Raw genomic sequence first — 19495 nt, 5'->3', positions numbered from 1 at the left:
GAGCTCGCGCGGGCCCGGTGGAACGGGCCCCATGTCAGACGTCCCGGTTAGACAGGACGGCGCTGCGTGGCGTACGCCTCGAGCCCCATCTGCGGAGGCGCGAGGTTGGCGTACATCGGGCACTTCATGCACGTGAACGACTGCCAGCCGCGACGGACGGCCTCATCGAGGCAGTTGTCGTAGTGGTTGCAGTTCAGGTTGCGATGCGTCTCGACGCCTGCCCGCTTCGGGCCGGCTTCGGGATTGATGGTCTGCTGCAGATCGGATGGACACGGCTTCATGGAGCCTCCCCTATGAGCTGTTTCCCCCCCCGAGGTCTGTGTACGAGCAGTGCTACCGACGACAGGTCTTCCTGCGACGACAGGTCTTCCTGACACGACGGCGGTCCGGAGTAGCGCTCAACAGCGGCGCAACGTAAGGATTCCCTCCGGATAGCGCAACGGGCCGACAACCCCGCGGGACCAGCCCGTGGGCGCGGGATCTAGGACTTGTCGGGCCGACTGTCAAACCGACCCCCGCCCACCTGGTGGGGAATGTCGACTGCAAACCTCTCGTTCCGAAGCCGCAAGGCCGCGAAGTGAAAGGAAGAACCACATGAGTTGGACCGGCTGGGTGGCGGGTTGGGTGACGGGGGTGGCGCTGGGGCAGTCCCCGGCGACGCTGGAGGCCGTCCGCCTGCACCGGTCCGACGCGGCGGCGCTCGCTCGGGCGGAGCTCGCCACGTGTGAGCAGGCGAAGTGCCCGGACGCGGGCCGCCTGGGCCTGCTCGCCGGGACTCTAGTACTTTCGGACGGGGACGCCGTTCAGGCGCGGGACCTGCTCACCCGCCACGCGCCGCCCGCGCCCCTGGAGGCCTTCCACGCCTTCTACCTGGGCCAGGCGCGCTTCTACGCGGGCGACCCCAATGGCGCGGCGAAGGACTTCGAGCGGGCCCTGGAGAAGGCCTCCCCGGCCCTTGCCGTGCGCGCCCGCGCCCGCCTGGGTGAGTCGCTCCTGGACGCACACCGGCCCAAGGACGCGTCCCCGGTGCTGGAGTCCGCGGCGGCGGCGCAGCCCACCCCGGAGCTGCTCTTCCAGCGCGCCCTGACGCGCGCGGCCACCGGCAACGCGGCGGGCCTGCGGGCGGACCTGAAGACAGTGGCGCTGCGCTTCCCCACCCACCCCTACGCGGACGAGGCGCTGGAGCAGCTGGCCACGCTGAAGCCCGCGGTGAAGCTCACCCTGCCCGAACACCTCCAGCGAGCCCGGGGCTTCCTCTCCGACGGCGCGGCGTCTCGGGCCGAGGACGAGCTCCTGAGGGCGGAGAAGCTGGGGCTGGTGAAGGGTGCGCCCGCCCAGGCACAGGTGGCGCTCCTGCGCGCGCAGGTGCTCTTCGCGCGAGGCAAGCGCGAGGAGGCGGAGAAGGCGCTCGCGGTGGCGCGCAAGGGGCCGCCGGCCATCGCCGCGGAGGCCGCGCTGGTGGTGGCGCGCCGGGCGCTGAAGTCGGACGACAACGAGAAGGCGCGCAAGCTGATGGCGGCGCTGGACAAGGCCTATCCCTCTCAAGCGGCTGGTGAGGAAGGCGCGTTCTTCGCCGCGTGGTTGGATTTGCAGGGCGGCCGCTTCGAGGACGCGGCGAAGTCCTTCGAGGACTACGAGAAGCGCTACAAGGGCTCGCGCCGCCGCGATGAGGCGATGTGGTTCCGCGCCCTCTCGCACATCCGGCTGGAGCAGTACGCCAAGGCGCGCCAGGCGCTGGACGACCTGGTGACGGCCTACCCGAAGACGAGCATGGCGCCGCAGGCGCGCTACTGGCAGGCGCGCACGGAGGAGCTGGGCGGCGGCAAGCCGGCGACGTTGGGACCCGCGTATGAAGCCGTCATCAGCGCGGCGCCCGCTTCGTTCTACGCGCTGCTCGCCACGGAGCGGCTGCGTGAGCTGGGACGCACGCCGCCCGCGGCCTTCCCGCAGCCTCCGAAGCAGCTCACCCTGCCCCGCCCTCCGGAGCTGGAGTTGGCGGTGGCGCTGACTCGCGCGGGCCTCTTCCGTGACGCGGCGGACGAGGTGCAGTCGCGCGTTTCGGGCCTGCGCGGCGCGGACCAGGCGCTGCCGTTCGCGCACGCGCTCTTGCAGCTGGGCGAGTTCGGCCACGCGCACGTCGTGGCGGCGCGCTACCTGTGGGGCCGGGCCTTCGGGGCGAAGGCACCGGACGCGCTGGCCGCGTTCTACCCGCGAGCGTTCGCCCAGGCGGTGGAGACGGAGGCCACGCGGCAGGCGCTGGATCCGTTTCTCGTGTGGGCCATCATGCGCCGCGAGAGCGCCTTCCGCCCGGAGGTCATGAGCGCGGCGGACGCGCGCGGCCTGATGCAGATCATCCCGCCCACGGCGACGGAGATCGCGCAGAAGATGGCGGAGCCCGCGCCCGCACCGGCGGACCTGTTCGCCCCGGAGCGCAACATCCGCTACGGCGCGTGGTACCTGGCGCAGCTGATGAAGCGCTTCGCGCACCCTGCCCTCGCGGCGGCGGCCTACAACGCGGGCCCCAAGGCGGCGGTGCGATGGACGCAGGAGCGCGGCACCCTGCCCCTGGACCTGTTCGTGGAGTCCATCCCGTACCGGGAGACGCGCGGCTACGTGAAGCAGGTGGTGGCGGACCTGTACCTCTACCACCGCTTCTATGAGAAGGACGGCACCCAGGCCCGGCTGGCCATGACGGTGCCCGCGCCCAGCACGGACGGCGTCAGCTTCTGACGGAAGGCTTGTGACGGATCAGGCGCCGCGTCAGCACTGGCGGCGCTGACGCTCCGACCTGGGCGGACGGCTTTCCGACGGACGCGGCGCGTGCGGACTTCAGGTGCCGCGCAAGGCCCGGAGGCGCTGACGCTCCGACCTGGGCGGACGGCTTTCCGACGGACGCGGCGCGTGCGGACTTCAGGTGCCGCGCAAGGCCCGGAGGCGCTGACGCTCCGACCTGGGCGGACGGCTTTCCGACGGACGCGGCGCGTGCGGACTTCAGGTGCCGCGCAAGGCCCGGAGGCGCTGACGCTCCGACCTGGGCGGACGGCTTTCCGACGGACGCGGCGCGTGCGGACTTCAGGTGCCGCGCAAGGCCCGGAGGCGCTGACGCTCCGACCTGGGCGGACGGCTTTCCGACGGACGCGGCGCGTGCGGACGTCAGGCGCCGCGCGTGGCCCGGCGGCGCTCGATTTCGAGCTCCAGCGACTGCACCACCTCCGACAGCGGCATGCTGCTGGAGTCCACGTGCACCGCGTCCTCGGCGGGCTTCAGGGGCGCCACCTCACGACCGGAGTCCGCGGCGTCGCGGCGCGTCTGGTCCTGGAGGACGCCCTCCAGGCTGCTGTCCACGCCCTTCTGGAACAGCTCCTCGAAGCGGCGGCGCGCGCGCACTTCCGGGTTCGCCTGGAGGAAGAACTTCACGTCCGCGTCCGGGAACACCACCGTGCCGATATCCCGGCCCTCCAGGATGGCGCCCGACGATGCCTCCAGGGCCAGCCGCCGCTGGAGCGCCAGCAGCCCCGCGCGCACCACCGGCCGCCCGGACACCTGCGACGCGCCCATGGAGATGGGCGGCGTGCGGATCTCCGACGACACGTCCTCGCCGCCCAGGAAGACGTGGTTCTCCTCGCCCACCACCTGGAAGTGGATGCGCACGCGCCCGAGCAGCTCGCCCAGCTTCGCGTCGTCGTCGAACGCGATGCCCTCGCGCGAGGCCATCAGCGCTACGCAGCGGTAGATGGCTCCGGTGTCCACCAGCGCGAACTCCAGTCGCCTCGCGAGCAGCTTGGACACGGAGGACTTGCCCGCTCCGGCCGGCCCGTCGATGGCGACGATGAACGGACGCGTGCTCATGACAGGACCTCCTTCAGCGCCGCCACGCACCGGGCATTCTCCTCCGGAGAACCCACGGAGATGCGCAGGCAGTTCGGGTGGCCGTTGCCCGCCATGGGCCGCACGATGACGCCCCGGCGCAAGAGCTGCTCGTACACCTCGGCGGACGGACGGTGGCAGTCCACGAAGACGAAGTTCGCGTGGCTGTCCGTCAGCGTGAGCCCCAGCTTCGGCAGCTCCTCTCCGTAGAAGCGCAGGCCCACGCGGTTGTTCTCGCGCGTGTGCTTCACGTGCTCCGTGTCCTCCAGCGCCGCCATGCCCGCCGCCTGCGCCACCGTCGTCAGGTTGAACGGCATGCGCGTGCGGTGCACGTAGCCCGCGAGCTTCGCGTCCATCACCGCGCTGCCCAACCGGATGCCGGCCAGCCCGTGGATCTTGCTGAAGGTGCGCAGCCCCACCAGGTTCGGATACGTGTGGAACAGCTCCACCGCGCTCGCGTAGTCGGGCCAGTCCACGAACTCCGCATAGGCCTCGTCGTGGACGACGAGCACGTCCTTCGGCACCGCCGCGAGGAACTTCTCCAGGTCCTTGCGCCCGAACGTGGTGCCCGTGGGGTTGTCCGGGTTGGCCAGGAACACCATGCGCGTGCGCGGCGTGACGGCGCGGGCCATGGCCTCCAGGTCGTACCGGAAGCCCTCGCGCATGGGCACCTCCACGAACGCACGGCCATGCGCCTGCGCGGAGATGCGGTACGCGGGGAACGAGCCCTTGCACAGGAGGATCTCCTCCTCGGGCGTCGTGAACGTGCGCATCAACAGCTCGATGAGCTCGTTGGAGCCGCTGCCCAGCACCACTTCCTCCGGCTTCACGCCCAGGTGCGCGGCCAGCTTGCGCACCAGGTGGAAGCTGGTGGCGTCCGGGTACAGGTGCACCTGCGCGGCGGCGTTGCGCATGGCCTCCACCGCGCGGGGCGACGGGCCCAGCGGGTTCTCGTTGGAGGCCAGCTTGATGACGCCTTTGAGGCCGTACTCCCGCTCGGTCTCCTCGATGGGCTTGCCCGGAACGTAGGCCTTGAGCGTCTCGACGTAGGGAGGAACGAGCGGTCGCATGAAGTGTGAACCTCTACTTGCCGGAGTACATGCCGAGTGCGCGGAACTTGTCGTAGCGGTCGCGCACCAGCGCGTCCGGATTCAGCTCCGCCAGCTGGCCCAGGTGCTTGCGCAGCGTCTTGCCCAGCGCTTCCGCCGCCTTGGCCGGGTCGCGGTGCGCGCCGCCCGGAGGCTCCGGAATCACCTCGTCGATGATCTTCATCTCCAGCAGGTCCGGCGCCGTGGGGCGCATCGCGTCCGCGGCCTTGTCCGCCTTGGTCGCGTCGCGGAAGAGGATGGAGGCGCAGCCCTCCGGGGAGATGACCGAGTAGACGCTGTTCTGGAACATCAGCACGCGGTTGCCCACGCCGATGGCCAGCGCGCCGCCGGAGCCGCCCTCACCCACCACGGTGGAGATGATGGGCACGCGCAGCCGGCTCATGACCTCCAGGTTCATGGCGATGGCCTCCGCCTGGCCGCGCTCCTCCGCGCCAATACCCGGGTACGCGCCCGGCGTGTCCACGAAGGTGAGGATGGGCTTCTCCATCCGCTCGGCCAGCTCCATCAGCCTGCGCGCCTTGCGGTAGCCCTCCGGGCGCGGCATGCCGAAGTTGCGCGCCATGTTCTCCTTGGTGTTGCGCCCCTTCTGATGGCCGATGAGCATCACCGTCTTGCCATCGAAGCGCGCGAAGCCACCGACGATGGACGGGTCCTCGCCGAAGTGCCGGTCGCCGCACATCTCGAAGAAGTCCGTGAAGAGGTAGTGGACGTAGTCCAGGAAGTACGGGCGCGCGCTGTGGCGCGACAGCTGCACCACCTGCCAGCGGGTCAGGTCGCTGAAGATCTCCGTCTGGAGCTTCTTCGCCTTCTTCTCCAGCTTGGAGATTTCGGAGGAGAAATCCACGGTGCCGCTGGTGGAGAGGACCTTCAGCTCCTCGATCTTCTTTTCCAGCTCGATGAGCGGGCGCTCGAAGTCGAGCGCGTAGCCAATGCCGGTTGCCATGGCGCCGAACTAGCACCAGGGTTCAGGCCTTTCAACGCGCAAGCGGTTACGCACCCCCTGGAATGTCCGGGAGGTCCGCCCGTCTGGAGCCACATGGTCCTCGCCCTCTCCCTGCTGGCCCTGACGCTGTCCGCCGCTCCGGCCGCGCCTCCTTCCGGCCGGGCCCTCAACACGCAGGGGTTCCGGCTGTACCAGTCCGGCCGTTATCCAGAGGCCCTGGAGAAGTTCCAGGCCGCTGCCCAGGCCACGCCGGACTACGCCCTGGCCCACTACAACGCCGCCGCCACCCTGGGCCTCCTGCGCAAGCAGGGCAAGGTGTGCGAGTACAGCGCCCACCGCGACGTCATCGTGGAGAAGCTGGCCACCGCCGTGCGCCTGGACGCGCGCCGTCTCCAGCGGGCGAAGGAGGACCGGGACCTGGACGTCATCCGGGACACGCTCGGCTGGCAGAAGCTGCTGGGCCGCACGCCCCAGAAGGAGGCCGACGTGCCGGCCCTCCTGCGGGCGGTGTCCTGGTACGGCCCCGGCGTGGGCGTCTACGGCACCGTCCGTGCCCTGAAGTTCCAGGACGGGGGCCGCGTGGAGTTCTGGAAGCGGGACGTGGACGACTCCGGCACGCCCCGCGAGTCCCGGACCCCGGGCACGTACACCGTCAAGGGCCGCACGGTGGAGGTGAAGCTCCCCAACGCCGCGCCCGTCACCGGAACCCTCAGCGAGACGGGCGCCCTCACCTTCCCGGAACCCCTGGGCGGCTTCACCGACAGCCCGTCGGAGTGCGACGCCTGAGGCCAAGTGACGTCCCGTGCACGCCTACCCGCGTCCAGGGGACACCGCCCTGGCGCGCCTGCCTGCCGGTGAGCACCTTCCTCCCGTAGCCGAGGGGGAAGCCGTGCACAGACTCAACGCCAGACACTGGGGGCTGGCCGCCATCATCGCGGTCGCGCCCTTCGTCCTCGCCTTCGTGCTGGGAGCCTCGGCGCCCCAGCTGCTGGAGCCGGTGCTCGGGACGCCGGTGGGTGGGCTGAGCTGGGGACTGGCCGCGGTGCTGGGACTCGTGGGCGGCGCCCTCTTCGCGCGCATCCTCGCGGCCCTGCAGCGTCCGCGCATCCAGGCGTCGCCGGTGCTGCGCGTACTGGGCACGGTGGGCGGCGCCAGCGCGGTGGTGACCCTGTGCATCGTGCCAGCGGTGGCGCTGATGCTCCTGGGTCCGGGCTGGGTGCTCCATCAGCACCTTCAGGTGCCGGCGGCCCCGACGGTGCGCTCACTGGAAGCGACCGCCGTGGACCTGCTGGGACAGGCGCGCCGGGCGAATCCCCACCGGCTGCCGCTGTCCCTGCTCCTGCCGGGCCCCCACTGAGGAGCCCGGCGCGGCCAATGCTCAGGCCGCCTTGATCTTCGCCGGCGGCGCGGACAGCGCGTACCAGGCAGTGCGGAACGCCTTCAGCTCGCGCAGCCCCGCGGGGTGACGGCCCAGCGCGGGCGCCATCGTCACGGGCAGGCCAATCTTCTTCTCCATGGCCTTGGCAGCGTTCAGCTCCAGCTTGCGGCGGTTCTCGCACTTCTCGCAGGTGGACTTGGGGCCCACGCGGTTGACGAGCACCCGCTCCACCTGGAGCTTGCGCTCCTTGAGGTACTCCACCAGCCGCTCCGTGCGGGTCGACGCCAGGTCCTCGCCGCGCGTGACGACCACGAAGCGCGACTCGCTGGGGGACGCCAGCGCGTCCTCGAAGCGCTTCACGTGCTTGAGCATCGCCGCCAGGTCATCCGCCAGCTCGCCCAGGCCCTTGGCGCGGTGCTTGTTGAGGATGCCGTGCAGCGCGCCCAGCCACGTCTTCGCCGTATCCGCCAGCTCCACCACGCGCACGTTCGTCACCTGCGGCGACGAGTCCACCACGATGCGCTTGAACCGCTCCTGCACCAGCGCGTCCGTCAGCACGGACATGGCCGCCAGCTCGTCGATGCCCGGGGGCGCGCACTCCAGCAGGTTGCGCAGGTAGAGCAGGTCCGCCGGCACGTCGTTGCCCGCCTTGGGCGCGCCCTCGAAGGCCTTCTCCGCCTTCTCCTTCAGCCGCTTGCGCAGGGCATTGAACCAACCCGCCATGTCCAGCTCGCGCGCGTACAGGCCCTTGGTGCCCTTCACCTGCGTCTCGGTGTCCGTCAGGCGGCTCTGCAGCACGTCCGACAGCGAGTGCGCGGGATCCGTGGAGATGAGGAGCACCGGCCCCTCCTTCTCCGTCAGCGTCACCGCCGCGGCGGCCGCGCAGGAGGACTTGCCCACCCCACCCTGCCCCACGAAGAAGATGAGCCGCGTGGGCGGCAGCGGAGGCGCCGCGATGGGAGGCATGGACGGGGCGCGCACCAGCGCCGGAGGCCCTTCCGCCGCGCTGAACTCCAGCGCCTTGGTCTCCTTGCCCGCCGCCCACTCCTTGGCGAATTCCTTCAGCCCGTCCAGCCCCCGGGGCGCCACCTCGCGGCGGCCCAGCAGGTTCACGGGTACGGTCTTGTCCAGCGCCTGGTACTTGCGCACGTGGGGGGCCTGCAGACCCCGGCGGCCCTGACACGCCGGACAGCCCTCGTGGTCCTCCACCTGATTGACCACCACCTCCGTCACCGGCAGACCGCGCTCGCGCAGCTGGGTGAAGTACATGCGCGTCTGCGCTTCCGGCACCGGCTCCGCCAGGGCCACCAGGTGGAAGGCCGTGCGCGCGGGGTCCTTCAGCAGCGCCAGCAGCTTCTCCGCCTTCTGGCCCACCTGATCCAGGAAGCCGGCGGGGGTCGCCTCCGCCGCGGCGGCGGCCGCCTTCTTGCCCTTGCCGCTGGGGGCCGGGGCGGCGCGGTCCTGGCCCGCCTTCACGAAGCCCAGGAACTTGCGCAGCTGCGCCGGCATGTCGAACAGGCGCAGCGTGTGGCTGGTGGGCGCCGTGTCCACCACGATGCGGTCGTAGTCGCCTGACTCCAGCAGCTCCACCACGTGGAAGAGGGCCACCAGCTCCTCCAGCCCAGGCACCGCCTGCTGGTAGAGCTTGCCCATCTCCTCGTCCGACAGGTGCGTGCCCTTCACCGCCGCCTTCGCCAGCGCCGGCAGGTACTCCGCCAGGAACGGCTTGAGCAGCGCGGGCGGGTTCAGCTCCGCGCCGAAGAGGCCGCCTTCGCCCTTGCCCGCCTGGAGCTTGGTGGGCTTCGCCGGCAGCTTCTTCTTCACGAGGTCCGACAGGGACTGGACCGGATCCAACGAGACGACCAGCACCCGGTGCTTGGGCACTTCTTCGGAGAGCCTCACCGCGTACGCTGCCGCAAGCGTGGTCTTGCCGACCCCGCCCTTGCCGCCGAAGAAGTGAAGTACTCTCGCGTCGCTCATTGCGTTGTGGCCTTCCTTGTGCCCCCCCGGCGGCACCCCAGATGACTCACGTCGGACGACCGCACCATGGGGGGCGGACGTGGCCCGAAATGAAACGTCCCGGCCGGGCCCTCACCAACGGGTGGGAGAGGCCCGGATGATCCCCCGTCCAGGGGGGAAAAGTCAAGAATTGACAGGGGTTTTCGAGACCTCCCCCGCCCGCTTAAGCCGGCTTGGGGAGGCCCCGTGCGCGCTCTCCAGGAGCCCTGCCAAGGGCCCGGAATCCGGGCCTTCTTGCCTACCCATCAGGTCAGCGGTGGGCGGCCGCAGGTCGCCGAGCCGGGGGACGGGGCACGGATCAGCGGGTCAGGAAGCTGCTGGCGCTCATGGGGCCGTCGTTGCCCTGTCCACCCAGGGGGCTGCCGCCACCCGGGGTGCCCTGGGCACGGTTCTCCGCCGCGTAGCGGTTGAGCTTGTTGTAGAGCGTCTTCTCGCTCACCCCCAGCACCTCCGCCGTGCGGGCCTTGTTGTTCCCGTTCCGCTGGAGGCTGCCCAGGATGTACTCGCGCTCCACGGCGTCCAGGCTCAGGCCGAACGGCAGCTTGAACGTGTGGCGCTCCGGGCTCTTGCCGGCCATGTCGGGCGGCAGGTGCTCGCGGGTGATCAGCTCCCCGTCGCAGAGGATGACGGCGCGCTCCACGGCGTTGCGCAGCTCGCGGATGTTGCCCGGCCAGTCGTAGTTCTTGAGCACCTCCATCGCTTCCGGGTGCACGCCGGAGACGCGCTTGGCCGAGTCCCCACGGAACTTGTCCACGAAGTGCTGGACCAGGATGGGCACGTCGTCCCGGCGCTCGCGCAGGGGCGGCAGGTGCAGCTGGAACACGTTGAGGCGGAAGTAGAGGTCCTCGCGGAAGCGCTGGTTCTTGATCTCCTGCTTCAGGTCGCGGTTCGTGGCGGACAGCACGCGCACGTCCACTTCGATCTCCACCTTGCCACCCAGGCGGCGCAGGCGGCCCTCTTCCAGCACGCGCAGCAGCTTGGCCTGCAGGTCGATGGGGATCTCACCCAACTCGTCCAGGAAGAGCGTGCCGCCGTGGGCCATCTCGAACACGCCCGGGCGGCGCTGATCCGCGCCGGTGAAGGCGCCGCGCTCGTGGCCGAAGAGCTCGGACTCAATCAGCGTCGCGGGGATGGACGCGCAGTTGATGGCGATGAAGGGCTTGTCGCGGCGCAGGGACAGGTTGTGCACCGTGCGGGCGACCACTTCCTTGCCCGTGCCGGACTCGCCGCTGATGGAGACGCTGGCCTTGGAGGGGGCCACCTTCTCCATCATCTCGATGACCTTGCGCATCCCGGTGGAGCTGGCGATGAGGTCCGTGGAGCCCAGCTGCTTGAGGCGGCGCCGGAGCGTCTGCACCTCGCGCAGGGTCTCCTTCTTCTCCAGCGCGCGGTCGATGCAGACCTTGAGCCGCGCGGTGTCCAGCGGCTTCACGATGAAGTCGTAGGCGCCCTCGCGGATGGACTCCACGGCGGTGTCGATGGTGCCGCGGCCGGTGAGGAACACGACCGGGCAGTCCGGCAGCTCCTCGCGCAGGTTGCGCAAGAGCCACAGGCCATCCGTCTCCGGCATGGCGAGGTCCGACAGGACGACGTCGGGCCGGAACTCACCGGCCTTGCGGAGGGCGTCATGCCCGTCGAACGCGGTCTCGACCTTGTGACCCCAGGCGGACAGCATCTCCGCCAGGGCCTCGCAGGTCTCACGTTCGTCATCCACGGCCAGGATTCGTGCGCTGCCCAAGGTGAAAACCTCCACTGCGATGAAGCGTGATGAAACCGGATGGAAGACCGACCGCGCCCGAAGGGGAGAACCTCAGGTGCGCGGGAACACGAGGCGGCACGTTCCCGCCTCCACGAAGAACTCGATGCCCAGCTGGGCCGCGCGGAGCGTCAGCGCGGCCACGGTGTCCGACGCTCGCTCGGGCGCCGAGGAGCCGTCCGCGACCGCCAGCACCGCGTTCGGCCCTTCCGCGCGGACCGAGACGACCACCGTGGAGCCGGACTCCGCGCGATGGAAGGCGCGCATCAGCACCTGCACCAGGAAGAAGCCCAGCTCGGTGGTGTCCTCCAGGTGGGCCTGCACGTCCGGCTCGATGTCGCGCTGGACCTGGAGGCGGCGCCGGCGGCTCTCATGGCCCAGCACGTCCAGGGCCTTGCCGGTGGCGTCCGACAGCGGCGCGTCCCCGGAGGGGCCCGCTCCGCGAAACACGATGAAGTCCGAGAAGAGCTTGAGCAGGCCGTCCACGCGGGCGATCTGCTCGCGCATCGCCTTGAGGTTCTTCTCCTGGGTGGCCGGCACCTGGCCGGACTCGCCCTTGAGCTTCTCGGAGAGCACCTCGAGATGGATGGCGAGCGCGTTGAGCGGGTTGCGCACGTCGTGCAGCAAGCTGTCCATCAAGGGCGGAACCGCGTCGTAGCGGGCCGCGCCCACCACCGGGTCCGACACTTCCTGGACAGAAGGCACACTGATAGCCATGAGAAATGAGTTAACCACCTGGAACTCCTAGGAATTTCCGTCGCCCCACCCCCGCCGCCGCCCTACCGAGCCAGGATTTAGGGAGCACCCCAGGGATCGTCAACCCTGGGTCGGTAATTCTTGCCGGAGTTCTAAAATTCCCGTGTCGGAACAGCCACTTACGACCTCTCGCAAGTGTCATTCAACGAACGGGAACCCCATCCCGGGCGATCAGCGTGTCCAGGGGTTGTCCACCCCCGGACAGCGCGTCCGCCCTCAGGTGCCGGTGGCGGGCGAAGGCGGCTGGGCAGCGGCGCCCACGCCCACGAGCTGGAGGCCCAGCCGGGCGGCGTACTCGAAGATGCGCGGGTCCCGGTAGAACTCGCCAAAGACGATGCGGGTGCAGCCGCTGTTGGCGATCAGCTTGAAGCACGGCCAGCACGGGCTGGCGGTCGTGTAGATGGTCGCCCCGTCGATTCCGACGCCGTTCTTGGCGGCCTGGATGATGGCGTTGGCCTCCGCGTGGACGGTGGCCACGCAGTGGCCGTTCTCCATCATGTGGCCGACTTCATCGCAGTGGGGCAGGCCGCGGATGGCGCCGTTGTAGCCGGTGGACAGGATGGTCTTGTCCCTCACCAGCACCGCGCCCACGTGCTTGCGGTCGCAGGTGGCGCGCGTGGCCACCTGCTGGGCGATGTCCATGAAGTACTGATCCCAATTGCCCCGAGCGGACATGCGCGTGAACCCTCCAGCGAAAGAGCCCGCAGCTCTAACGCTGGATCAGGCCCGCACCAATTTCTCGGTCCGGGGCTGTTGGATCAGCGACTCGCCGTCTTCTGAGGCCCCGCACCCTCCGCGTCCGCGGAGCGCTCCAAGAGCCGGCCGAAGCCCTTCGCCTGGAGGAAGCCGCGCACCTTGGCGCTGGGCGCGGCGAACGTCTCGCCGGGCATGGGCACGTCGAAGCTGAAGTTCTGGGAGGCGACCTCGAAGTCCACCTTCGCGGTGCGGTAGCCCTCCACGATGGCCAACAGCCGCCCCGTCTCGATGCTGAAGATGCCACCGCCGGAGGCCCCATAGCCGATGGGCGCGTCCGTCTTCAGCATGCGCGGGTGCTTCGTCTCCTTGTCCCACTCCACCTGGGACACCATGCCGCCGGAGATGGACAGCGCGCGGCCGTACGGGGACGCCGCCACCACCACGTCCTCGCCCGGCTCCAGTTCGTCGTCCGCGGCCAGCTCCGCCACGGGCCACGTCACGCCCGTCACGCGCAGCAGCGCCAGGTCCACGTCCGGCACCTGGCCCGTGGCCACCACCTCCGCCAGGTACTCGTGCGTCTCCGCGCGCCGGTCCAACACGACCTTGAGCACGGGGTCCTTCAGGTCGCCCTGCTCCACCGCGTGCGCGTTGGTGAGGACATAGCTGACGGGCCCGGCCTCACCGGCCTCCGTGCCAATGACGACGCCCGACGCCGAGCGGCGCACCTTGCCGTCCTCCGTCGTCACCAGCCGCACGTTGAGCGGGAGGATGCGCCGCACCATCGCCTTGCGCGTCGGTTGCGGCGTGGGCTCGGGCCGGGACAGCGCCCGCTCCACCCGGAGCGGAGCCTGCGTGTGCGTCGCGACCGGAGTGTCCTCGGAGGATTGCGACGGGGCACTGGCGCACGACACGAGGGCCCACAGGAGGGGGGTGCCCAACAGCAACCGGTTCATCAACACTCCAGGCGCAAGGATGAGGAGGGACGAAAAGACGACGACACACGCGCAACTCGGTGCGAAGCCGCATCATCCCGAGCCCTGGCCCGGATTGGGAAGCAGACGAGCAGGCATCGGCTTCCTGGATGCCTGCCCTCCGCCACCCGTCAGGTGTAGCGCTGACGCATCAGGAACAAGATGGCGTCCTTCGCGCAGAACTCGCAGTAGCCGTAGCGCTCCGCCATCGTCTTGAGCGTGTCCTGCACCTGCGTCTGCTCGCGCGAGGAGAGCTGGTTGCGGTCCTCGGAGAGGTACTTGAGGACGTTCTCCTTGTTCTTGCGCAGCACGCGCTTGCGCTCCTCGAAGTAGTGGTCGCGCAGGCGCTTGAACATGTCCGGGAAGATGCGCGGGTAGTCCATGGCGCCGTCCGGGTTGTCCAGCCGGTGCGCGCCAATGCTTGCAATCAGCCCGCGGCGGAAGTCCGCGGGGGCCTCGCCCTGCGGCATCACGATGGCCTCCACCTCCGCCATGCGCGCCTCGTCCGGCTTCTCCGATTCGCCCGTCACGCGGTTGCGCATCTTCTCCCCGCGCACCCAGTGGCTGACGCTCTGGATGTAGCGCTCCACCAGCTCGCGGTACTGGCCTTCCGACACCAGGCCCATGGAGTCGCGCACCTCCGAGTCCACGCGGTCCAGGTACGTGCCCTCCACCACGCGCACGAAGGTTTCGTGGTCGTGGTAGCCGTCCATCACCTCCTGGAGGAGGAACTCGTAGACGCTCTTGTCCTTGCAGAGCGCGTGCAACTCCTCCAGCACCGCCAGCGCGTGGAGGCACTTGAAGTCGGGGTTCTGCGCGGCGTTGAAGAGGGCCGTCTTGATTTCGCGCGCGCTCGCGCCGGAGCGCCCCTCGTAGTTGGGGTACGCGTCGGACTCCTCGTACATCTCCTCGCGCAGCTTGAGCAGCTCCTTGGTGTTCGCGGAGGACAGCCGCGCGGGCACTCCCGCCTCCTGGTACAGGTGAAGCTTCTCCACCGGGGCCACCTGCTCCACCAGCGGCTTCACGTTGGCTGGGTAGCGGTCCGGGATGGGCTTCTTCAGGCGCGTGAGCACCGCCCACATCGCGGCCACCTCCGTGGCGTGCGGCGCCACGTGCTTGCCCACGGACGTCGCGGTGATCTGCGCGTCGTAGATCTCCTGCTCGACCTTGTAGCGGCGCAGGTACGGCACGCGCACCAGCTCGATGCGGCCCTTGAACGACGCGAAGTCCGGCAGCTCCTTGAACGCGTTCAGGTGCTTCTCGTTGGAGGACGCGATGAGCACCTCGTCCAGCTGGAGCACGAAGGGCTCCAGCGGCACCTCGCCCGTCTCACTGAAGCCCAGCAGGTACTTGAAGGCCTCCAGCGGGCGCTTGAGCAGGTCCGCGTACTCGATGAGGCCGCGGTTGGCGTGCACCAGCGGACCGTGCGGCTCGAAGAGCACCGTGCTGTGCAGCGCGGCCGGCATGTTGAGCTGGGTGCGGTCCGCGGAGATCTGCTGCGCGGCGGCGTCCACGCTCATCTGCGGCTCCACCGTCACCGTGCCCACCTGGTAGCGGCGTGACACGTAGAAGCGCTCCACCTGCACGTGGCGCAGGACCTTGAGGTAATCGCCACCGTAGGAGTTGAGCAGCGCGGTGTAGATGCGGCGGCACTTGGCGCACAGCTCGCCGTCGCGCACGTAGTCGGACAGGATGAAATCCCCCGTCGACCCGTCACCGTTGCCCAGCCCCTTCTTCTTGAGCGCACCCTCCAGCAGCGCCTTGCGCTCCGTGGGGGGCACCGCGAACAGCGGGTGGTCGCGCAGCTCACAGGGCATGCGCAGGTCCAGGGCCTCCGCGTCCAGGTGGGCGTACGTGGTGAGCTCACCCTCGGCGGTCTTCGCGCCCGCGCGCTCGCCGAAGCCGATGGAGCCCTTGATCAGCTTCTCTGACGGGAAGACCCACGCGATGCGGTAGAGGGCCCCTTGAGGCTGACGGGAGTAGTCCTCCATGCCCTGCTTCAGCGCGTTGACCAGGCTGGACTTCGCGCTGCCGTTGGGGCCGTGCAGCATGATGAGCTTGTTGATGCGACCGGCGCGCACGAAGTTGCCCAGGATGCGGTAGAGGGCGTTCTGCACCTCCTCCTGCCCGGCGACGCGGCCGTCATGTTCAGCGGACGGGACGTCGAAGACCTTGAAGCGCCGGATGGTGCCGGTGGGGTGCGGCACCATTTCCGTGCCGTAGTGGTCCATCACGTCCCGCAGGTACTGCGCCGCGTTGCGCGACTGGCCCTTCGGGTCCGTGAAGAAGAGCGACAGGTACTCCTCGAAGGACAGGATGGACCGGTTCTTGACGAAGTCGGCGCTGACCTGTGCGCCCACCTCCTGCAGATAGCCCTTCGCTTCCACGGCGGCTCCCCTCTGTGGATGGGTGGTCTCTCGGATGTAGCCACGGCGCTTCGCCGTCGCATGTGAACCCCTGGGGCTGACCTTCGTTCCCGGCCCTAGGGATGTAAAGCGACCCGCCCTGCCCTCGCGGGCGGTGTGTTCGGGGTCGCGCGCTTGGATGCCGGCCGTGTCCCACCCGGCCAGGCGGGCGGCCAGGGGTGGAAGGTCCAGGCGCGCTGGAAGTTTGAGGACGTCCGTCGGATGACGGATGGTTCGCGATTCGCGGACCCGGGACGGGTGAGATACGGTCCCGGCAAGCCACACCCCATCCGCCGCAACGCCTCACCCGGAGCCCACACGCGATGCACAAGGAGCCCATCATCGGCATCGACCTCGGCACGACGAACTCGTGCGCGGCGATCGTCGAGGACAGCGGGAACGTCAAGCTCATCCCCTACAAGGGCGGCGAGTACACCATCCCCTCCATCTTCGCCATCGACGACAAGGGCAACGAGCTCATCGGCTTCGAGGCGAAGCGCCAGTGGCAGCTCAACCCGCGCAACACCGTCTACGGCTCCAAGCGCCTGGTGGGGGTCAACTTCAGCAGCGACGTCGTCGGCACGATGAAGAAGGCCGTCGCGTACAACATGCGCGCCGGCGCCAAGAACGACGTCACCCTGGACGTCGGCAAGAAGGAATTCACCCTCCAGGAGATCAGCGCCAAGATCCTGGGGAAGATCCGCGACGTCGCCGCCAACTACCTGAAGACGCCCATCAAGCGCGCGGTGGTGACGGTGCCCGCGTACTTCAACGACCGGCAGCGCCAGTCCGTGAAGGACGCCGGCAAGCTGATCGACCTGGAGGTGGTGCGCATCATCAACGAGCCCACCGCGGCGGCGCTCGCCTACGGCGTGGGCAAGACGTTGAAGGAGAAGGTCGTCATCTACGACCTGGGCGGCGGCACCTTCGACGTCTCCATCATCGAAATCCGCGACCGCGTCTTCGAGGTGAAGGCCACCGGCGGCGACGTGTTCCTGGGCGGCATCGACTTCGACAACGCCATCATCCACCACGTCCTCAAGGACTTCGCGGCCAAGACGGGCATCGACCTGGCCACGGACCCGGTGGCCATGCAGCGCATCAAGGACCTGGCCGAGCGCACGAAGATTGATTTGTCCGCGCGCGAGGAAGTGCCCTTCAACATCCCCTTCATCACGATGACGGCGCAGGGCCAGCCGCTGAACATCGAGATGAAGTTCACGCGCAAGATGCTGGAGCAGCTGACGAACCAGCTGGTGGACCGCACCCTGCAAATGGTGGCGCGCGTGCTGGTGGACTCGGGTCTGTCCACCAAGGACATCGACGAAGTGATGCTGGTGGGCGGCCAGACGCGCATGCCCGTCGTGCAGGACCGGCTCACCAAGTTCTTCGGCAAGCCGCCCAGCAAGGGCGTGCACCCGGACGAGGCGGTGGCCATTGGCGCGGCGCTCTACGCGCACTCGCTCGAGGACAACACCAACCTGCGCATCCAGCTGCTGGACGTGATTCCCATGGCCATTGGCCTGGAGCGCGGCGACGGCGGCTTCCACGTCGTCTTCCCGCGCAACGCGTCTATCCCCAACGCGAAGCAGCTGCTGGCCACGACGAGCATCGACAACCAGACCGAGCTCGCCATGCGCATCTACCAGGGCGACCACGACACGGTGGCGCGCAACGACCTGCTGGGCGAGTTCACCTTCTCCGGGATCATGCCCGCCAAGGCCGGCACGGTGAACGTGGAGATCATCTTCGACGTGAGCGTGGAGGGCATCCTCACCATGCGCGCGAAGGACCCCGCCACCGGCCGCGAGATGAAGACCACGGTGCGCGTCACGCAGAACTGAAGCACCTGGCGCCAGAAACACCACGGCGCCCCTGCCTGCTGGAGGCGAGGGGCGCCGGATGGAATCACCGACCGTCTGGGGGAAACCTCAGGCGGTCTTCTTTTCCTTCTCCATGACGATCTGCGGAGGCTCGTGCTTGGTGATCACCTGCTCGGTGATCTTGCACTCCTTGACGCCCTCGCGGAACGGCACGTCGTACATGATCTCCAGCATGGCGTCCTCCATGATGGCGCGCAGGCCGCGCGCTCCGGAGTGACGGCGCATCGCCTCGCGAGCGATGGCGCGCAGCGCTTCCTTGGTGAAGGTGAGCTTCACCTTCTCGATCTCGAACATCTTCTGGTACTGCTTCACCAGGGCGTTCTTCGGGATCGTGAGGATGGTGACGAGGTCATCCTCCTTCAGGTCGTTGAGCGTCGCGATCATCGGCAGACGGCCGATGAACTCCGGAATCATTCCGAACTTCATCAGGTCTTCCGGCTCGGTCATCGCCAGCAGCTCACCCACGCTGCGCTCTTCCTTGTGGGTGATCTTCGCGCCGAAGCCCAGGCCCTTCTCACCCACGCGGCGCTTGATGACGCCGTCGATGCCGTGGAAGGCACCGCCGCAGATGAAGAGGATGTTGGTCGTGTCGACCTGGACGTACTCCTGCTGGTTGTACTTCTTGCCGCCGCGCGGGGTGACGTTGGCGCGGGTGCCTTCGATGATCTTCAGCAGGGCCTGCTGCACGCCCTCGCCGCCCACGTCGCGAGTGGCGCTGGGCATGTCGCCCTTGCGGGCAATCTTGTCGATCTCGTCGATGTAGACGATGCCGCGCGCGGCCTTCTCCACGTCATAGTCGGCGTTGTGGAGGAGGTTCTGGATGATGTTCTCGACGTCCTCACCCACGTAGCCGGCCTCGGTGAGGCTGGTGGCATCCGCGATGGTGAAGGGGACGTTGAGGAAGCGCGCCAGGGACTGCGCGAGCAGCGTCTTGCCAGAGCCCGTGGGGCCGATGAGCAGGATGTTGCTCTTCTGCAGCTCCACGTCCTCGCCGCCAGGGGCCTTCACCCCGGGGCGCGGCCGGGCAGTCGGCTTCTTCTGATAGATGCGCTTGTAGTGGTTGTACACCGCGACCGAGAGGACCTTCTTCGCCTGGTCCTGGCCGATGACGTAGTCGTCGAGGAACGCCTTGATCTCCAGCGGCGTGGGCAGGCTGACCTGCGGCTTGCCTTCCTCGCGTTCGTTCTCGTCCGCGATGATGTCGTTACACAGCTTGATGCACTCGTCGCAGATGTAGACCGTGGGTCCGGCAATGAGCTTCCGGACCTCGCGCTGCGACTTTCCGCAGAACGAGCAGGACAGGTTGACGTGGTGCTCCTTCTTCACTGCCGCCTCCGAGTTCGCCGGTCCCGGTTCGGGACCTTCTCCACCGACCACCGCACTCCATCACCCCGCGAAGCCGCCCACGTCTTTCGACGGCTTCAAGCCCACCTACAGGCCCTGAACCCACTATAGGGCCCTCCCCTTCGGGCAGGAAGCCCGGTGGAAGCGCCCTATCCTTCCGAGCGTTCAGCCCAGGTCAACGGGTCGGTCTTGGATAACAGCGACTCAGGCGTCCGTCACGCTCGACGCGAGTTCTTCGACATCGTCCGCCAGGGAGGCCGCCCGCTCGGCGACAGCGTTGGGGACTCGACGGCTTCCCGCCAGCTCGGAGGCGAGCTTTCGCGCCAGCTGCGCCAGTTTCCGTACCTGGAGGCTCTCCGGGGGCGGCT

At 68.8% G+C, this 19495-nt stretch carries 15 protein-coding genes; 4 read left to right on the top strand and 11 right to left on the bottom strand.

Annotation, left to right across the window (positions count from 1 at the left end; genetic code table 11):
- Nucleotides 1-47: 47 nt before the first annotated feature.
- Nucleotides 48-281 carry a hypothetical protein gene (locus D7V77_RS18960; RefSeq protein WP_120577695.1) on the bottom strand — a complete coding sequence of 78 codons (234 nt, stop codon included), beginning with the start codon at nucleotides 279-281 and terminating at the stop codon, nucleotides 48-50.
- A gap of 313 nt (nucleotides 282-594) precedes the next feature.
- Between D7V77_RS18960 and D7V77_RS18955 the strand changes: the two genes are divergently transcribed.
- Entirely contained in the window at nucleotides 595-2730 is a 2136-nt protein-coding gene (locus D7V77_RS18955) for a transglycosylase SLT domain-containing protein (protein ID WP_120577694.1), read from the top strand.
- A 423-nt stretch (nucleotides 2731-3153) separates the two neighbouring features.
- Here the strand turns inward: D7V77_RS18955 and cmk are convergent, their stop codons facing one another.
- Genes cmk through D7V77_RS18940 form a run of 3 tightly spaced genes read right to left on the bottom strand, consistent with a single transcriptional unit; the run spans nucleotide 3154 to nucleotide 5919 of the window.
- Nucleotides 3154-3849: a (d)CMP kinase gene (cmk, locus tag D7V77_RS18950; RefSeq protein ID WP_120577693.1), complete on the bottom strand. Its 696-nt coding sequence runs from the start codon at nucleotides 3847-3849 to the stop codon at nucleotides 3154-3156.
- Nucleotides 3846-4937, bottom strand: a complete 1092-nt coding sequence (gene hisC, locus D7V77_RS18945) for a histidinol-phosphate transaminase (protein WP_120577692.1) — start codon at nucleotides 4935-4937, stop codon at nucleotides 3846-3848. Before hisC ends, cmk begins: the two co-directional genes overlap by 4 nt.
- Before the next feature lie 13 nt (nucleotides 4938-4950).
- Entirely contained in the window at nucleotides 4951-5919 is a 969-nt protein-coding gene (locus D7V77_RS18940; protein WP_120577691.1) for an acetyl-CoA carboxylase carboxyltransferase subunit alpha, read from the bottom strand.
- Between the two features lie 93 nt (nucleotides 5920-6012).
- Between D7V77_RS18940 and D7V77_RS18935 the strand changes: the two genes are divergently transcribed.
- Nucleotides 6013-6705, top strand: coding sequence for a tetratricopeptide repeat protein (locus D7V77_RS18935; protein WP_120577690.1), 693 nt, complete (start codon nucleotides 6013-6015; stop codon nucleotides 6703-6705).
- Nucleotides 6706-6808: 103 nt separating this feature from the next.
- Nucleotides 6809-7276, top strand: coding sequence for a hypothetical protein (locus tag D7V77_RS18930; RefSeq protein ID WP_120577689.1), 468 nt, complete (start codon nucleotides 6809-6811; stop codon nucleotides 7274-7276).
- Nucleotides 7277-7297: 21 nt separating this feature from the next.
- On the opposite strand, the gene D7V77_RS18925 is transcribed toward D7V77_RS18930, so the two are convergent.
- From D7V77_RS18925 to D7V77_RS18900, 6 genes are all read right to left on the bottom strand, one after another.
- Complete coding sequence (locus tag D7V77_RS18925; RefSeq protein ID WP_120577688.1) at nucleotides 7298-9277, bottom strand: ArsA family ATPase; 1980 nt, start codon at nucleotides 9275-9277, stop codon at nucleotides 7298-7300.
- A gap of 337 nt (nucleotides 9278-9614) precedes the next feature.
- On the bottom strand, nucleotides 9615-11054 hold the full coding sequence (locus D7V77_RS18920) for a sigma-54 dependent transcriptional regulator (protein ID WP_120577687.1): 1440 nt from the start codon (nucleotides 11052-11054) through the stop codon (nucleotides 9615-9617).
- A gap of 72 nt (nucleotides 11055-11126) precedes the next feature.
- The gene (locus D7V77_RS18915) at nucleotides 11127-11789 is read right to left on the bottom strand and encodes a HAMP domain-containing histidine kinase (protein WP_199733806.1); all 663 of its coding nucleotides are present in this window, start codon (nucleotides 11787-11789) and stop codon (nucleotides 11127-11129) included.
- Between the two features lie 255 nt (nucleotides 11790-12044).
- Nucleotides 12045-12503, bottom strand: coding sequence for a cytidine/deoxycytidylate deaminase family protein (locus tag D7V77_RS18910; RefSeq protein ID WP_120563017.1), 459 nt, complete (start codon nucleotides 12501-12503; stop codon nucleotides 12045-12047).
- 83 nt (nucleotides 12504-12586) lie between these two features.
- Nucleotides 12587-13477: a serine protease gene (locus D7V77_RS18905; protein ID WP_120577685.1), complete on the bottom strand. Its 891-nt coding sequence runs from the start codon at nucleotides 13475-13477 to the stop codon at nucleotides 12587-12589.
- A gap of 149 nt (nucleotides 13478-13626) precedes the next feature.
- Complete coding sequence (locus tag D7V77_RS18900; protein ID WP_120577684.1) at nucleotides 13627-15882, bottom strand: PrkA family serine protein kinase; 2256 nt, start codon at nucleotides 15880-15882, stop codon at nucleotides 13627-13629.
- Nucleotides 15883-16223: 341 nt separating this feature from the next.
- On the opposite strand from D7V77_RS18900, the gene D7V77_RS18895 reads away from it, so the two are divergent.
- Nucleotides 16224-17744 carry an Hsp70 family protein gene (locus tag D7V77_RS18895; protein ID WP_120577683.1) on the top strand — a complete coding sequence of 507 codons (1521 nt, stop codon included), beginning with the start codon at nucleotides 16224-16226 and terminating at the stop codon, nucleotides 17742-17744.
- 87 nt (nucleotides 17745-17831) lie between these two features.
- Here D7V77_RS18895 and clpX read toward each other — a convergent pair whose 3' ends face one another.
- A complete protein-coding gene (gene clpX, locus D7V77_RS18890; protein WP_120577682.1) occupies nucleotides 17832-19109 on the bottom strand; it encodes an ATP-dependent Clp protease ATP-binding subunit ClpX in 1278 nt (425 codons plus the stop codon).
- Nucleotides 19110-19495: the final 386 nt, after the last annotated feature.

The organism is Corallococcus sp. CA041A (assembly GCF_003612075.1).
Classification (GTDB): domain Bacteria; phylum Myxococcota; class Myxococcia; order Myxococcales; family Myxococcaceae; genus Corallococcus; species Corallococcus exiguus.
The sequence above is the reverse complement of the archived record's forward strand: the minus strand, read 5'-3'. Positions and strand labels throughout refer to the sequence as shown.

What these genes read in the sequence shown, in the direction of transcription:
- D7V77_RS18940 (WP_120577691.1), bottom strand. Translation starts at nt 5,919, where the DNA reads ATGGCAACCGGCATTGGCTACGCGCTCGACTTCGAGCGCCCGCTCATC.
- D7V77_RS18925 (WP_120577688.1), bottom strand. Translation starts at nt 9,277, where the DNA reads ATGAGCGACGCGAGAGTACTTCACTTCTTCGGCGGCAAGGGCGGGGTC.
- D7V77_RS18905 (WP_120577685.1), bottom strand. Translation starts at nt 13,477, where the DNA reads ATGAACCGGTTGCTGTTGGGCACCCCCCTCCTGTGGGCCCTCGTGTCG.
- D7V77_RS18910 (WP_120563017.1), bottom strand. Translation starts at nt 12,503, where the DNA reads ATGTCCGCTCGGGGCAATTGGGATCAGTACTTCATGGACATCGCCCAG.
- D7V77_RS18955 (WP_120577694.1), top strand. Translation starts at nt 595, where the DNA reads ATGAGTTGGACCGGCTGGGTGGCGGGTTGGGTGACGGGGGTGGCGCTG.
- D7V77_RS18960 (WP_120577695.1), bottom strand. Translation starts at nt 281, where the DNA reads ATGAAGCCGTGTCCATCCGATCTGCAGCAGACCATCAATCCCGAAGCC.
- D7V77_RS18935 (WP_120577690.1), top strand. Translation starts at nt 6,013, where the DNA reads ATGGTCCTCGCCCTCTCCCTGCTGGCCCTGACGCTGTCCGCCGCTCCG.
- hisC (WP_120577692.1), bottom strand. Translation starts at nt 4,937, where the DNA reads ATGCGACCGCTCGTTCCTCCCTACGTCGAGACGCTCAAGGCCTACGTT.
- D7V77_RS18915 (WP_199733806.1), bottom strand. Translation starts at nt 11,789, where the DNA reads ATGGCTATCAGTGTGCCTTCTGTCCAGGAAGTGTCGGACCCGGTGGTG.
- D7V77_RS18895 (WP_120577683.1), top strand. Translation starts at nt 16,224, where the DNA reads ATGCACAAGGAGCCCATCATCGGCATCGACCTCGGCACGACGAACTCG.
- cmk (WP_120577693.1), bottom strand. Translation starts at nt 3,849, where the DNA reads ATGAGCACGCGTCCGTTCATCGTCGCCATCGACGGGCCGGCCGGAGCG.